The sequence below is a fragment of the Rahnella ecdela genome, from assembly GCF_019049625.1.
In the GTDB taxonomy this organism is placed as follows: domain Bacteria; phylum Pseudomonadota; class Gammaproteobacteria; order Enterobacterales; family Enterobacteriaceae; genus Rahnella; species Rahnella ecdela.
This window is the reverse complement of record NZ_JAFMOY010000128.1, coordinates 1-15,477: the sequence shown is the minus strand read 5'-3', so window position 1 is coordinate 15,477 and position 15,477 is coordinate 1. Positions and strand designations below refer to the sequence as shown.

The window sequence follows — 15,477 nt, the reverse complement described above, 5'->3', positions numbered from 1 at the left end:
TATAAATCGACAGTATGATTCGCCTGTTTTTCATACGGAATTTTTATTGAAGAAGTGAGCAGAGAAAACAGGTCAGCTATTTTGTGGAATCCCGAAAAAGAGCTTTTTACCGAGCTCTATCAGTACCCTGAACATCTTCGTCATACCTTAGAAAACTTACCCAATGGCAGCGGCGTCTATATTTTTTACGGCGACGATAACGCTTTTCCGCTGTATATCGGCAAAAGCGTGAATATCCGCAGCCGCGTAATGTCGCATTTTCGCAATCCCGCCGAAGCTAAACTTCTGCACATGACCCGCGATATCGAACACATCGAAACGATCGGTGAAGTCGGCGCATTGCTGCTGGAATCGGACCTGATTAAAACCCGTCGTCCGCTGTTTAATAAGCGTCTGCGTAACGCCCGCAAGCTTTGTTCAATCAGGCTTCAGGAATTAAGCGCGCAAATTGTCTTTAGTGACGACGTGGATTTCTCCCATAGCGAAGACTTGTTTGGTCTGTTTAAAACGAAGATGTCGGCAATTGAAAAAATTCGTGATATCGCCGATCAGGAAAAGCTGTGTTACGGCGCGCTGGGGCTGGAAAAACTGGCCAAAAACCGGGCGTGTTTCCGCTTCTCGCTGGGGAAATGCGCCGGTGTGTGTTGCGGTAAAGAATCGCCGGAGGCTCATCAGGCGCGTCTGCGGGAAGCGCTCAGCGCGCTGAAAATTCGCAGCTGGCCATATCCGGGGCGAATCGCGATTGTTGAAGAAGCCAGAGGCCAGACGGATTATCACGTCATTAATCACTGGTTCTATCTGGGGACGGTAAAAACGCTGGAAGCCGCAAAAGAGTTTGACATCGCCGTGCCGCATTTTGACCGCGACAGTTATAAAATTCTCTGCAAGCCGATGTTCGCGGCAGACAGCCCGAAGATTATTTTATTGGATTGAGGGGAATAAAAAACGAGTGAGCAATTCGCCCACTCGTAACAGGAAAATACGAATTGTCTATGATTCATCTTTCTTGTGATGATGTTCTTTCAAGTCCGGATGTTTAGGTTTGTTTTCTGGTGTGACTCTTTGTCTTTTGTCTTCTTTTCCTGTTGATTCAGCAATTGGTTTTGGCCCGGTTTTAATACTCATCTCAATCTCCTAAGTATATTTTAAGTTAGCAAGGGAATGACTGCTAAGAGAGTGTGTTATTACTTTTGGTGTACCATGGGAGCCAAATCGCTGAACCAATGTGGCTGGGTCTTTAGTGCAGAATTAAGTTCAGACCACTTAATAATTTTATCTGAATGGCCTTTTTTTATTTTTTCGCCAATGACCTTACTCAACGTATCGAAATTATCCTTACACGTTGAATATTCATTTTTATCGAGCCAGTGCTTTAATTCATACGACTCATTGGAACCGGTGTTCACTAATTTCCAATCTGAATTAGGCATGTCATTAATTCCTTCTAATGTCAGCACGGGAATTGTGCTGTCTTTTTTTAATATAAGGTTTTGAAGCGCTGCTTTAATTAGCTAAGCAACTAGTTCAGTTGGGTTTTTTAAGGTTTTCTATATATCAACATGAATTCAAAAGGTTTTAAATTTTAAGTTTTTTTACTTTTATTAAAAATTCATATTGAAAATCCTTGAACTCAATGACGGAAAGCAAAAAGGCCTGAGATCAAAAATCTCAGGCCTTTATTTTTTACTGCGTAATGCGAATTAACGCATGGTCACAAATTCTTCCGCGCCGGTCGGGTGGATAGCGACGGTGTTGTCGAAGTCTTTCTTGGTTGCGCCCATTTTCAGTGCGACCGCGAAGCCCTGCAACATTTCATCCATGCCGTAACCAATGCCGTGGATGCCGACGATTTTCTCCTCAGCACCGACGCACACCAGTTTCATGCGGCACGGCTGGCGGTGCTGTGTCACAGCGGTGTACATCGCGGTGAAAGCAGATTTGTACACTTTCACGTTGTCTTCGCCGAACTGCTCTTTCGCCTGTGGTTCGGTCAGACCGATCGTGCCGATTGGCGGGTGGCTGAACACGACGGTGGCGATGTTGCTGTAATCGAGATGCTCGTCAGGTTTGTTGTTAAACAGACGCTCAGACAAACGACGGCCTGCGGCAACGGCAACAGGGGTGAGTTCAACCGCACCGGTGTTATCGCCCACTGCATAAATACCTTTTACACTGCTGTTCTGGAACTTATCGACGACGATATAACCTTTGTCGTTGGTTTTCACGCCAGTCGCTTTCAGGTTGAAGTTGTCAGTTTCCGGCTCGCGGCCAATCGCCCAGACAAGGCTGTCGACTTCAAACTCTTTGCCGTTTTCCAGTTTCAGCGTCAGGCTGCCGTCGGCATTTTTCACCACTTCTTTCGGAATGGATTCTTTATGCAGCGCCGGACCTTCGGTTTCCATCACTTCAACCAGGGTCTCCACGATCAGCGGATCGAAAGTACGCAGCGGGGCGTGTTTACGCACGAACAAGTGCGTTTCGGCACCCAGCGCGTTCATCACACCGGCGATTTCTACTGCGATGTAACCTGCGCCGACAACCGCAACGCGTTTAGGCATTTCGGTCAGATCGAAGAAACCGTCTGAATCGATACCGTATTCTGCACCCGGAATATCCGGGTGACTCGGACGGCCACCGGTGGCGATCAGGATGTGATCCGCAGTGATCTTCTCACCGTTTACTTCAACGGTATGATCATCAACGAAACGCGCAAAACCTTTGATCACGTCCACTTTATTTTTGCCCAGTACGTTGTCGTACGAGGTGTGAATGCGGTCGATGTAGGCGGTACGGTTGGCGACCAGCGTTTTCCAGTTAAAGCTGTTAACGGTGGTATCAAAGCCGTAATCCGGGCCGTAATTGCGGATCGCTTCAGCGATTTGCGCGGCGTGCCACATGACTTTTTTCGGGACACAACCCACGTTGACGCACGTGCCGCCCAGCTCTTTAGCTTCGATCAGCGCACATTTTTTCCCATACATGGCTGCACGGTTGATTGATGCGATACCGCCGCTGCCGCCGCCAATTGCCAGATAGTCATAATGTTTGGTCATCGGATTTTCCATGAGTTGTCAAAAATGAAGAACGCCATACCAGCGTCGCTAATCTTAAAAATTGTCTGTGAGTTTAGCGCGTGAATGCGTTTTGTCGCAAAGTTTGGATCGATGGCTGCAATAGGTTTGATAGCTGAGACCTTAGAAAAAGGCCTCAGCGAGGGGAAAAGCTTTACTTACTCAGGCACTACCCAGTTAACCGTGGTGTGACCGGTGCCGGAAGGTACCAGCACTTTCAGCAGCCACGGCAGCACGTTGTTCATCTGCTGCTCGAGTTTCCACGGCGGATTAATCACAATCATGCCGGAAGCGGTCATGCCGCGCTGATCGCTGTCCGGACGCACGCCCAGTTCGATTTGCAGAATACGGCGGATGCCGGTCGCTTCGAGATCACGCAGCATTTTTTTGATTTGCTGGCGCATAACGACCGGATACCACAGCGCATAAGTACCGGTGGCAAAACGTTTGTAGCCTTCCTGAATGCCTTTTACAACGTCCTGATAATCGGTTTTCATTTCGTACGGCGGGTCCATCAGGATCAGACCACGACGTGAAAGCGGCGGCAGCTGGGCTTTCAGCTGCTGATAACCGTCGGCACGCGAAACGCGGGCACGGTCATCTTTCTGGAATTCACTGCGCAGCAGCGGGAAATCGCTCGGGTGCAGTTCGGTCAGATGCAGTTTGTCGTCTTCGCGCAGCAGCTGACGGGCAATCAGCGGCGAACCCGGGTAATAACGCAGGTTCTCATTGCGGTTGAAGTGATTGACGACCGACATATATGCCGACAGTTCTTCAGGAATATCGTCCCGCTGCCAGATGCGCGCGATGCCTTCCAGATATTCGCCAGTGCGTTCGGCGTGTTCGCCGCTCAGCTGGTAGCGCCCGGCACCCGCGTGGGTGTCGAGATAAAGGAAGGGTTTATCTTTTTCCTTCAGAGATTCAATGATCAGGCTCTGAACGGTGTGTTTCAATACGTCGGCATGGTTGCCTGCGTGAAAACTGTGGCGGTAACTCAACATGTGCGGCTTCTCCTGCGGCTTCGCGGCATTATCCATTAAAGACTATCCCGCCGCCACCCATTGATTTCCCGATAACTTGACCGCATGTTAGAAGTTACGTCATCTTTAAGACGACCCGAATTCACGGCGTGGTGCGCCACAGGCGCATCAGCCCCAAACGCTATTACGAAGGACTGGCCTTATGACTGAACAGCAAAACGCGTCGAATCCGCTCTTAAAACCGTTCTCCCTGCCACCTTTCTCTGCGATCAAGCCTGAACATATTGTCCCTGCGATGAAATCTGCGATCGAAGAAAGTCGTCAGACGATTGAACGCGTCGTTGCGCAGGGCGCGCCTTATACGTGGGAAAATTTGTGTCAGCCACTGGCCGAAAGTGACGATCTTCTGGGCCGTATCTGGTCGCCGGTCGGTCATCTCAATGCAGTGAAAAACAGCCCGGAACTGCGCGAGGCTTACGAGCAATGCCTGCCAATTCTGTCTGAGTTCAGCACCTGGACCGGTCAGCACGCCGGTTTGTATCAGGCGTACCGTGATTTAAAAGACAGCGAACATTTCACCACGCTCTCCGTGGCACAGAAAAAAGCCATTGATAACGCCCTGCGTGATTTTGAGCTTTCCGGCATTGGTTTGCCGATGGACAAACAAAAACGATATGGCGAGATTTCCGCGCGTTTGTCTGAACTGGGTTCGACCTACAGCAACAACGTGCTCGATGCCACGATGGGATGGAGCAAACTCATCACGGATGAGAATGACCTGAAAGGCTTGCCGGAAAGCGCTCTGGCCGCGGCGAAAGCGCTGGCGGAATCGAAAGAGCAGGAAGGCTGGCTGTTAACGCTGGATATCCCGAGCTATCTGCCAGTGATCACTTACGGCGAAAACCGTGAGCTGCGCGAAGAAATGTACCGTGCGTTCGCGACCCGTGCGTCAGATCAGGGCCCGAATGCCGGTAAGTGGGATAACAGCGAAGTGATGGCTGAAGAACTGGCGCTGCGCCACGAACTGGCTCAGTTGTTAGGTTTTGATTCGTTCGCGGATATGTCGCTCGCCACTAAAATGGCCGAAAGCCCGAAACAGGTGATCGACTTCCTGAGTGGTCTGGCAACACGTGCGCGTCCGCAGGGCGAGCAGGAGCTGGCGCAGCTGCGCGCTTTCGCTAAAAAACATTTCGGCGTGGATGAAATGGAAGCGTGGGATTTGCCGTTCTATGGTGAAAAACAGAAACAGCATCTGTTCTCCATCAACGACGAGCAACTTCGCCCTTACTTCCCCGAACAGCGTGCGCTGGAAGGGCTGTTTGAAGTGGTGAAACGTATTTACGGCATCACCGCCAAAGAGCGTAAAGACGTCGAAACCTGGCATAAAGACGTGCGTTTCTTCGACCTGTTCGACGAAACCGGCGACCTGCGCGGTAGCTTCTATCTCGACCTGTATGCCCGCGAGCATAAACGCGGTGGCGCCTGGATGAATGACTGCGTTGGCAGCATGCGCAAAGCGGACGGCGAACTGCAAAAACCGGTCGCGTATCTGACCTGTAACTTTAACGGCCCGGTCGGCAACAAACCGGCGCTGTTCACGCACAACGAAGTCACCACGCTGTTCCATGAATTCGGTCACGGTCTGCATCATATGCTGACCCGCATCGACACCCCGGGCGTAGCCGGTATTTCCGGTGTGCCGTGGGATGCCGTCGAACTGCCAAGTCAGTTTATGGAAAACTGGTGCTGGGAGCCGGACGCACTGGCGTTTATCTCCGGTCATTTCGAAACCGGCGAACCGCTGCCGAAAGAGATGCTGGATAAAATGCTGGCGGCGAAAAATTATCAGGCAGCACTGTTTATTCTGCGTCAGCTGGAGTTCGGTCTGTTCGATTTCCGTATGCATGCGGAATATGACCCGACCAAAGGCGCGCAAATCCTGCAAACGCTGGCAGAAATCAAGAAACAGGTTGCCGTGGTGCCGTCACCGTCATGGGGGCGTTTCCCGCATGCCTTCAGCCACATTTTTGCCGGCGGTTATGCGGCCGGTTACTACAGCTATCTGTGGGCGGAAGTGTTGTCTGCGGACGCCTATTCCCGCTTCGAAGAAGAAGGAATTTTCAACCGCGAAACCGGTCAGTCGTTCCTGGATAACATCCTGTCGCGTGGGGGTTCTGAAGAGCCGATGGAGTTGTTCAAACGCTTCCGCGGGCGTGAGCCGCAGCTGGATGCTATGCTGCGCCACTACGGAATCAAAGGATAATCTCTGCCTGTGAGTGTGTGTTTACTGTGTGAAGAAGGCGCCGATGAAGGCGCCTTATCTGTTCTGGCGCAGCGCTGGAATCTGACGTCCGATCCGGATGCCATTATGGCGCTGGTGCTGACGCCTGAACGTCTGGAATTACGCAAACGCGACGAACCAAAACTCGGCGCGATTTTTGTCGATTTCGTCGGTGGCACGATGGCGCATCGTCGCAAATTCGGCGGCGGACGCGGTGAAGCGGTAGCTAAAGCCGTCGGTATCAAAGGCAGCTACCTGCCGGATGTTGTGGATGCGACAGCAGGACTGGGCCGCGATGCGTTTGTACTGGCGTCTCTGGGCTGCAAAGTGCGGATGCTGGAGCGTAATCCGGTCGTCGCGGCATTGCTCGATGACGGGCTGGCGCGTGGCTATCGCGATGCGGAGATTGGCCCGTGGCTGCGTGAACGCATGACACTGCTGCATGCCTCCAGCCTGACCGCGCTTTCTGAACTGTCGCCAAAGCCGGAAGTGGTGTATCTCGACCCGATGTATCCGCACAAACAAAAAAGTGCGCTGGTGAAGAAAGAGATGCGGGTGTTTCAGGGATTAGTGGGCCCGGATGAAGATGCCGACGGTCTGCTGGAACCAGCACGCCGCTTAGCGACCAAACGCATTGTGGTGAAACGCCCGGACTACGCCCCTCCAATGGCCGATATCGCCGCACAGGCCGCTGTTGTGACCAAGAGTCACAGATTTGATATTTATACGCCGCTGTAACGCGCTGCCGCTTTAGCCAGTTCCATTATCGTCATAAAAAATGCCCGCCGGTTTTCACCTGCGGGCATTTTTATGTCAGCGTTAAGGCAATAATACGTCTTACGCTTCTTCTTCCTCATCGCGCAAAGGCACGATCAGCATGTCGATATGAACAGTGTTGATCAGCTGGCGCGCAGACGACATCAGTTTGCTCCAGAAATCCTGGTGATGGCCGCACAGCACTAAATCCACGCCGTATTTGTTGATGGCATCCACCAGCACCTGCGCTAAATCGCCGCTGCCGCTCAGGGTTTCTGAAATCGGGTAACCGGCGTTTTGCGACAGTTCATTCAGCGCGTGGTGAGTCTCTTCGGAAATGCGTTTCTGCATGTCACCCAGATTGACGTCGATTAGACCGGTATACAGGTCAGAATAGTTCACATCGACGTGGATCAGGGACACCTTGGCGTTGTACGGACGCGCCATGGAAACCGCTTTCTCGACTAAAACTTTGCTCTCAGGTGAGAGGTCAACAGCAATCAATATGTGTTTGTAAGCCATAAGAAAACTCCTTCCATAAGTCGGTTAATAGCAATATCAGCATCATGCGAATGTCATGACTTCAGTATAGCGCCAAAATGGTGAGAGAAATCAAGCATACAGATCCCATTTCCAAATCCGGGCATCTATAGATGCAAATAATATGAACAGTTCGGGATTCGTTTCCTACACTCAATAATGCAGGCTTCTGCTGCTTTGGCAATCTTCTGTGGTACGAAAAGAGGGCGGGCGCAGTTTGCCCGGGGGTGTGAAATTGCGGAAAGGCAGGGCGAAACGTCGGGTATGCGCAGCTATTTTGGCGGTGCATTGCGCGGTGTCAGTTCGCCTTGAGGGGGAATCATGATCAGTCCCGTTGCGCTGTTTTGGGCTTTATGTTTTGTGTGTGTCGTGAATATGCTGCGCTATTACTCTTCCTTGCGCGCATTGCTGGTGGTTCTGCGGGGGTGCGATCCGCTGCTGTATCAGTACGTCGATGGCGGAGGGTTTTTCACATCGCACGGTCAGCCCAGCAAGCAGATAAGACTGGTGCGTTATATTTATGCTCAGCGCTATGTTGAACATCACGATCCTGAGTTTATCCGCCGTTGTGAACGGGTCCGCGGTCAGTTTATCCTGACAACTGCACTGGTTGGATTAATATTAATCAGCATGTTAGCAATGCTTATCTGGTATTAGAAACTGAAACAAACGTGAGGGAGGATGTGTGGAAAAGGAAACAAAAAAGGCGACCTGCTGAGCATGGTCGCCTTTTTAATGCCGTTCAGAAAGCTATCAGATAAGCTTCAGCGCAAGCCAGTACAGCACGCCGGAAAGCACAATCGACACTGGCAGGGTTAAGATCCATGCCATTGCGATGTTCTTCACCGTCTTCGACTGCACACCGCCGCCATCCACAATCATGGTCCCTGCAACCGCAGATGACAGCACGTGTGTGGTGGAAACCGGCATACCTGTATAGCTGGCAACGCCGATGGAAACAGCTGCTGTCACCTGTGCAGACAAGCCTTGTGCGTAAGTCATGCCTTTCTTACCAATCTTCTCACCGATGGTAGTTGCCACGCGTTTCCAGCCAATCATGGTTCCCAGTGCCAGCGCCAGAGCGACAGCAATGATTATCCAGATTGGCGCGTATTCAACAGTTTGCAGAATGTCTGTTTTCAGCTCGCCGAGGAAGCGTTTGTCCGCTGCGGAGGTTTCCGGCAGCTTGGCCACTTTATCCGCAGTATCAGAAACACACATCAACAGGCGACGCATATGGCTGCGTTCTTCCGGTGACAGGTCGCTGTAAGACTGAAGATTGGTCAGCAGTGTTTGCGCGCGGCCAATAGCGTCAAGTGCGTGGCTGCTGTCGCAGTGGAACACTTTAGGCTCGTTGGTCGGTGCGATATTCACGTCAGGTGCAGGCACCATCGGCGTCTGTGCAATCACGTGCGGCACGGCATCAACATGTTGCTGATAATACTGGCCGAGATGGGTTACGGCGTCGCGGGTACGGGTAATGTCGTAGCCAGTCGCGCTCATATTCACCACAAAACCGGCGGGTGCTACCCCAATCAGAACCAGCATGATCAGGCCAATACCCTTCTGACCATCGTTAGCGCCGTGAGAGAAACTCACGCCGATAGCCGATAAAATCAGACCGGTACGCGTCCAGAATGGCGGCTTTTTCTTGCCGTCTTTCTTCTCACGTTCCGCCGGTGTCAGATGGATACGGGCATGTTTCTTGTTGCCACTCCAGTAACGGCGCAGCAGGAAAATCATGGTACCGGCGATAATCATCCCGACCAGCGGAGAGATAATCAGCGAAGCAAAAATACCCATCATTTTAGGGATGTTTAATGCATCGACCACAGACGTATGAGTCATTAATGCATTTGTCAGCCCTACGCCAATTATGGCGCCGATAAGGGTATGGGAACTGGACGCCGGCAAACCAAAATACCATGTGCCGAGGTTCCAGATGATCGCCGCGAGTAACATAGAGAACACCATGGCAAGGCCATGTGCGGAACCTACATTGAGCAGCAAATCGGTTGGGAGTAAATGGACGATGGCATAAGCCACGCTCAAACCACCGAGCAGGACGCCAAAGAAGTTAAATACCCCTGCCATCACGACCGCTAATTGCGAACGCATTGCCCGGGTATAGATGACGGTTGCTACTGCGTTGGCCGTATCATGGAAGCCGTTAATGGCTTCGTAGAACAGAACAAACAGTAACGCGAGAATCAATAACGAACCGGTATGAATATCCAACCCGGCAAATAGATGCAGCATAATTGTTACGCCAGTTAGTGGTCATGAACGCCGCGCATTATCTGCGAGAACAGGGTAAGGGGAAAAGGAAAATATGACATTTTTTTGACTAAAAACAGTCCAATAATCGGACGTGTTTCAATTAAATTTTTAATTATCAAAAAGTTATTCCTCCTTTGCTGGCTGAAACATTTACTTACGACGTTCAGAAAGCAAGCTGTCTGGCTGGTTTAAGATGCGTCTGTCCCTTACAATTCGCGCCACTCAGGGGCAGAACGCCCTTTCAGAAAGGGGAAACCCTATCTAAAACGTAGTCGAATATTCATAAAGAGAGGCCAAAAGTGGAACAGGTTGATGTGGTCGTCATTGGTGCAGGTGCGGCAGGAATGTTCTGTGCGGCACAGGCCGGACAGGGTGGCTGCCGGGTTCTGCTGCTGGATAATGGCAAAAAAACCGGACGTAAAATTATAATGTCAGGCGGCGGACGCTGTAACTTCACTAACCTTTATGCCGAGCCCGCTGCTTACCTTTCTGAAAACCCACATTTCTGTAAATCCGCACTGGCGCGTTATACCCAATGGGATTTCATTGATATGGTCAACCGTTACGACATTGCCTGGCACGAGAAAACCCTCGGTCAGCTATTTTGTGATGAGTCCGCGCAGCAGATTGTGGCGATGCTGGATAAAGAGTGCGAACTGGGAAATGTCGATGTACGTCTGAGAAGTGAAATCACTGACGTTCAGAAAACGGAAGAAGGCTTTATTATCAAAGTGAACGGCTCAACTGTGAGTACTCACTCACTTGTTGTGGCCAGCGGCGGACTTTCCATGCCGGGGCTCGGTGCTTCGCCATTTGGTTACCGGCTGGCGGAGCAGTTTGGCCTGAAAGTGTTGCCGACCCGCGCCGGTCTGGTGCCTTTTACCCTGCATAAACCGCTGCTCGAGCATTTACAGACGCTTTCCGGCGTCTCTGTGCCTGCGGTGATGACCGCCGAAGACGGTACCGTTTTCCGGGAAAGCATTCTGTTTACTCATCGCGGCATGTCAGGACCGGCCGTTTTACAGCTTTCGAGCTACTGGCAGCCTGGCGAGTTTGTGAGCGTTAACTTACTGCCTGATGTAGATCTGGCGGCGTTTCTGAATACGCAGCGGCAGGATCACCCGAACCAGAGCCTGAAAAATACGCTGGCGATGCAACTGCCGAAGCGTCTGGTCGAATGTTTACAAACTCTGGGGCAACTGCCGGATGTCACGCTTAAACAGCTGAACGTTCCGCAACAAGCTGAACTGGTGGAGCAGCTGCAAAACTGGCAGGTGCAGCCAAATGGTACCGAAGGTTATCGCACGGCGGAAGTCACGCTCGGCGGGGTCGATACCAAAGAGTTGTCATCTAAAACGATGGCGGCGGCGAAAGTCCCCGGTTTGTATTTCATCGGCGAAGTGGTGGATGTGACCGGCTGGCTCGGCGGATACAATTTCCAGTGGGCCTGGAGTTCTGCCTGGGCATGTGCGCAGGATCTGGTGGCTTTCCGTTAAGCTTGCCAGCAAAAAGATATTGCTTACGCCAGTAATCCCCCGTTCAGCCGTTTGCGCTGAACGGGTCAATCTCCCTCATAATCATAAATGCCCCCCTGTGATTTCGCGATGGATACCCCCTTTTGTTACGTAGAAGACTTGTTATTTTGTGCTAAAAATTAAACAAACTTCTTTTCTGATTTTTTTCATTTAAAAAACTATAAAATTCCTAACCGAAGTGAATAAATATTGTGATTTGTTTAATGTGGATTGAGTTTTACTGAATATCTGCCATTTATCTGCTCAACATAATGATCCTGAAAATCTTGTCAATCAGACAGTCAAAATAATCCGCGGTGAATTTAAATAGACAAAGTGACTGGTTATTATTATATCATGGTGTTTTGTGCTATAAAAATGTTAAGGAGTGGTTTTTAATTTTTAATAACTTCGAGATTCACAGAGTTATATAATAAATTTAGAAAATTCCTAAGTTTTCCCACCCGGCTTCCCCGCTATCGACATGTCAAAACGGCCCCACTAAGATTGCTTCGTATTCAGGAGGATTAGGATTTTTCCTCAGAAAGGATTTACAACGGAAAGTACTACCAACGGAATGAAAAATGAAGCAAACGGTTGTTATCCACTCTGGTTATTATGAGATGCTGACGCTCTCTTCGATTCTTCATCACGTCAATTCTAAAGTGCATTTGTTTTCGTCATTGAATGACTTCTACGAGTCGGGAATTGGTATGAATGTAGATTGTATTATTATTGAGATAAATAATAACGTTGATAACTTTAACTCTGTGATTAAGTTCCTCCGGAGAATGGATTTTCTATATAAGCCACCGCGCGTTATTGTGATCACTAAGATTGAACAATACGACAGACTGACACGGCTTGTTGAAGAGAATATTGATATGCTCATTTCTGAACAGGAAGAACTGACGGTGCTCAGAAAGATGCTCATTACCGGCGTCGTTGACCTTAATTATCAGATGACTATCAGTCCCTATTTAAACAGAAAGAAAAATGAAGCCTTTGTTCCAGCCAGAATGTGTCTGACGTCAATGGAACGTGAAGTATTGTGTGAAATTAAAAGCATGAAGACGAATTCCGGTGTGGCGGAAAAGATGGGGAAGAGCAATAAGACGATCAGTACCCATAAACGGAATGCGATGAAAAAATTAGGGCTTAAAAATTCGATTGATTTGTACAAGTATCTGATGCAGTAACCAGCACGCAGATCTGCTTACCAGGGTAATCTAAAACTTCGCTGTTATAAGACATAAAAAAAGCTATCGTTACACGATAGCTTTTTTGTTGGTCAAAATACTAAAATCCTGGTGTCAGACTGAGTGATTGAGTACCCGGTTAAGATAATGAAACAACTCTTTGGTGCTTTTAAGACTGAGTTTTCTCATCGCACTGTATTTATAGTAATAAAGGTTCGATATTGGGATTGCGGTGATCTTCTCAATGCTTTTCATGCGTTGATTTTTAGACAGACAGCGCAGCAAAATGACCTCGTTTTTACTCAGTAAATAGTCCTCGACGAAAGGCCTGATCGCGTCGTATTTCCCTTGCAGTAAGCTGTCAAAGAAGAAGTAAACTTTTGAGAATGAGTTTTCTTTGCATAAACAAAAGTCAGCTAACTTGCTGTTAACAATGATGTTGTTGCTAAAGATGATGAATTTGCTTTCCTGCTTGGTAATTGATTTTAAATTATAGATATATTTATCAATATTAAACTCGAAGCCAATTTCTCCGGGTTCTATGATATAAATGTCGAATGTTTCTGCGTTTTTATCCAGCGCTGCTTCCGCACTGATATGATTGAACGTTATGCCTGCAGTTGTGTGGATTAAAGAAAATAGGTTTTTTAATCCTACATATGTCAATGTGCATGAGTCAATAAGTGCAATGCGCATCATTAATCCATTCCTTTAAATGCAGCGGCTTCCGTAGAGATCATTGCGTATACCTGATAATACATCTCCGTTATTATTACCAAATAAGCTTTCCGGTATACTATCGGGTAAGAATGCAGTCGTCAACGTAACCAAAAATTATCATCTCATTATCATGTAAATAAACATTTTTAAACCAGTTGCGCAACCTGCTGATAATAGATGTTATTTTTAGTTTAGATAACATAATAAATTACACATTTAGGATTATTTTTAATTTCGTCGTTTAATACTTAAACATTCTTAAGTTAATGTACAAAAATTGACACTTTTAGACACCAGAAAAGAAATCCGCCGTTCTCTCTAACTTCTCAAAATAAAACTATTAACAGAACTGAAATTTGTTGTCTGAAGGTTATCCCGTCAGTCACAAACCTTTTATGAATTCTTCTGAGCTTTCGAATTCAGTAAATTTCGAAAGTATATCGTCTCACCATACTTCACCGGTTACGTTTTTATATCTCTCTGGTCATCAAGGGTGTTGATAATACTTAGGGGTGATTGTTAGCCGTTTTTTAATCATTTCGGCGCGTTATTATCGGTTATTTTTACGTTGTATTTAAATCGTTGTTAAGAAAATGTTTCTTTTTAACCTTCAGGTTAAGATTTATTTTATTCTTCCTTTTCTCATCAAATCACGGCCACGAATGACTGTTAAACGGGAAATAAGAGGCGTTTATTTGTAAGGATTTTGCAAATTCTTCTAAGATATGACTGACTTTTGTAAAACCTTTCTCCGGTAAGAAGCTAATTTCCCCTGTAAATCCTCTTCTAAGACGATCAGATTTTTCCATTTTTTTCTAAAAACAACATACTGATTTATAACATTAATCACATTCATCTCATGAATGCGATTAATAGGAATATTCTTTATATGGATGGTATTTCAACCTGTTTACGTATTTTTTGACCACTTTTTCTGCTGCGCAAACATTGTAATAATGGTCTCAGAAGTCACATGGAGCAGGGGTTTGGAGGACTGCGCAAAGACGGCGCGAGGACGTTCTCCCAAGGAAAATGACAGGAGTGTCAGATGAAAAAGATGGTTAGGATTTTTGCCATACAGTTAAGCGTTTTGATTGTATTTCTGACATTGCCTGTGTCGGTTCCTGCCAGTGTTACAAAAAGTGTCAATGCATGGGCTAATGCGCCGGCAATGAGAGAGCTCGATTCGGTTGATCTGAAATCAACCATTTTGCAGGCATTTTCACGCAGTCCTTCCGTGACACAGCAAGCATATCAGCTCGGGATCGGCCAGGCGCAGATCCGCGAAGCGCAAAGCGCGTGGTATCCGCAGGTCGGTCTGACAGCGAATACCGGTAACTCAACCCAGCAGGATTTCTCTAACAGCCTGAATAATGCGGCCGCTTATGGTTTGACGCTTTCTCAGCTGGTTTATGATTTTGGCAAAACGAACGCTAATGTCAGCCAGCAGAAATCAACGCAGGAAAGCTACCACTATAAATTACTGGCTACCTTGTCTGACGTTGCTGAACAGACCGCGACCGCATATCTGGACGTCCTGAAATATCAGGATCTGACTCGCACGGTTGAGGACAATATCCTTGCGCTGGAAGATGTCAGAAGAATGTCGTCCTTGCGTGCGGACGCGGGATTAAGTACCCGCTCCGATGTATTGCAGGCTCAATCACGTATTTCAGGGATGCGTTCAACACTTAAACAATATCAGGCGAGTTTATCGGCGGCGAAAGCACAATTAGAATCGCTGACCGGTGTGAAGGCGAAATATTATCAGCCATTTAACGCGAGTGATTTTGATAATCCGGTAGTGCCGGAAAATATCGATTATTCGAAAATCCCAACGGTTTTATTTGCTCAGACACAACAGGAATCCGCCTCCTATGAAGTCAGTAAGGCTAAATCGAATTATTTACCTACGTTGAGTTTGCAGGCCAGCCGGACGCGCTACGAAACGAATAATAATCCTTACTGGAATAATCAAATCCAGTTACAAGTGGACGCGCCGCTCTATCTGAACTGCACCCCAAAAGTTGGACACTAACTGAGTAAGGTGCAATTTATGGGCAAGCCCAATTACACACTGGAATTCCGTATTGCTGTCGTGAAGTATTACCTCTCCGGCCAGGGCGGAATAAAAAG

The 15,477-nt window shown here is 48.2% G+C and carries 14 protein-coding genes; 7 read left to right on the top strand and 7 right to left on the bottom strand.

The window, feature by feature from the left end; translation table 11 throughout:
- Positions 1-81 precede the first annotated feature (81 nt).
- The gene (cho, locus tag J1784_RS14840; protein WP_217149874.1) at positions 82-933 is read left to right on the top strand and encodes an excinuclease Cho; all 852 of its coding nucleotides are present in this window, start codon (positions 82-84) and stop codon (positions 931-933) included.
- 57 nt (positions 934-990) lie between these two features.
- On the opposite strand, the gene J1784_RS26640 is transcribed toward cho, so the two are convergent.
- From J1784_RS26640 to J1784_RS14825, 4 genes are all read right to left on the bottom strand, one after another.
- Positions 991-1,125 carry a hypothetical protein gene (locus J1784_RS26640; RefSeq protein ID WP_274387329.1) on the bottom strand — a complete coding sequence of 45 codons (135 nt, stop codon included), beginning with the start codon at positions 1,123-1,125 and terminating at the stop codon, positions 991-993.
- Positions 1,126-1,184: 59 nt separating this feature from the next.
- Entirely contained in the window at positions 1,185-1,430 is a 246-nt protein-coding gene (locus J1784_RS14835; protein WP_217149873.1) for a hypothetical protein, read from the bottom strand.
- A 270-nt stretch (positions 1,431-1,700) separates the two neighbouring features.
- Positions 1,701-3,053, bottom strand: a complete 1,353-nt coding sequence (gene gorA, locus J1784_RS14830) for a glutathione-disulfide reductase (RefSeq protein ID WP_217149872.1) — start codon at positions 3,051-3,053, stop codon at positions 1,701-1,703.
- A gap of 176 nt (positions 3,054-3,229) precedes the next feature.
- Positions 3,230-4,072 (bottom strand): 23S rRNA (adenine(2030)-N(6))-methyltransferase RlmJ, encoded by an 843-nt coding sequence (locus tag J1784_RS14825; protein WP_217150037.1) that lies wholly within the window; start codon positions 4,070-4,072, stop codon positions 3,230-3,232.
- Positions 4,073-4,253: 181 nt separating this feature from the next.
- On the opposite strand from J1784_RS14825, the gene prlC reads away from it, so the two are divergent.
- Both prlC and rsmJ read left to right on the top strand, forming a co-directional pair.
- Positions 4,254-6,314, top strand: a complete 2,061-nt coding sequence (gene prlC, locus J1784_RS14820) for an oligopeptidase A (RefSeq protein ID WP_217149871.1) — start codon at positions 4,254-4,256, stop codon at positions 6,312-6,314.
- Positions 6,315-6,323: 9 nt separating this feature from the next.
- Positions 6,324-7,070 carry a 16S rRNA (guanine(1516)-N(2))-methyltransferase RsmJ gene (rsmJ, locus tag J1784_RS14815; protein ID WP_217149870.1) on the top strand — a complete coding sequence of 249 codons (747 nt, stop codon included), beginning with the start codon at positions 6,324-6,326 and terminating at the stop codon, positions 7,068-7,070.
- A gap of 99 nt (positions 7,071-7,169) precedes the next feature.
- Here the strand turns inward: rsmJ and uspA are convergent, their stop codons facing one another.
- Positions 7,170-7,610: a universal stress protein UspA gene (uspA, locus tag J1784_RS14810; protein ID WP_014333460.1), complete on the bottom strand. Its 441-nt coding sequence runs from the start codon at positions 7,608-7,610 to the stop codon at positions 7,170-7,172.
- Positions 7,611-7,949: 339 nt separating this feature from the next.
- Here uspA and uspB point away from each other — a divergent pair, with 339 nt between their 5' ends.
- Positions 7,950-8,285, top strand: a complete 336-nt coding sequence (uspB, locus tag J1784_RS14805; RefSeq protein WP_013573525.1) for a universal stress protein UspB — start codon at positions 7,950-7,952, stop codon at positions 8,283-8,285.
- 96 nt (positions 8,286-8,381) lie between these two features.
- Here uspB and pitA read toward each other — a convergent pair whose 3' ends face one another.
- Positions 8,382-9,887, bottom strand: a complete 1,506-nt coding sequence (gene pitA, locus J1784_RS14800; protein WP_217149869.1) for an inorganic phosphate transporter PitA — start codon at positions 9,885-9,887, stop codon at positions 8,382-8,384.
- Between the two features lie 320 nt (positions 9,888-10,207).
- Between pitA and J1784_RS14795 the strand changes: the two genes are divergently transcribed.
- Together J1784_RS14795 and J1784_RS14790 are read left to right on the top strand one after the other, a co-directional pair.
- Positions 10,208-11,404: a BaiN/RdsA family NAD(P)/FAD-dependent oxidoreductase gene (locus J1784_RS14795; RefSeq protein ID WP_217149868.1), complete on the top strand. Its 1,197-nt coding sequence runs from the start codon at positions 10,208-10,210 to the stop codon at positions 11,402-11,404.
- A 602-nt stretch (positions 11,405-12,006) separates the two neighbouring features.
- Positions 12,007-12,621 carry a helix-turn-helix transcriptional regulator gene (locus J1784_RS14790; RefSeq protein WP_217149867.1) on the top strand — a complete coding sequence of 205 codons (615 nt, stop codon included), beginning with the start codon at positions 12,007-12,009 and terminating at the stop codon, positions 12,619-12,621.
- 114 nt (positions 12,622-12,735) lie between these two features.
- Here the strand turns inward: J1784_RS14790 and J1784_RS14785 are convergent, their stop codons facing one another.
- The gene (locus J1784_RS14785; RefSeq protein WP_217149866.1) at positions 12,736-13,320 is read right to left on the bottom strand and encodes a hypothetical protein; all 585 of its coding nucleotides are present in this window, start codon (positions 13,318-13,320) and stop codon (positions 12,736-12,738) included.
- Between the two features lie 1,192 nt (positions 13,321-14,512).
- Here J1784_RS14785 and J1784_RS14780 point away from each other — a divergent pair.
- The gene (locus J1784_RS14780) at positions 14,513-15,379 is read left to right on the top strand and encodes a TolC family protein (RefSeq protein WP_217149865.1); all 867 of its coding nucleotides are present in this window, start codon (positions 14,513-14,515) and stop codon (positions 15,377-15,379) included.
- Positions 15,380-15,477: the final 98 nt, after the last annotated feature.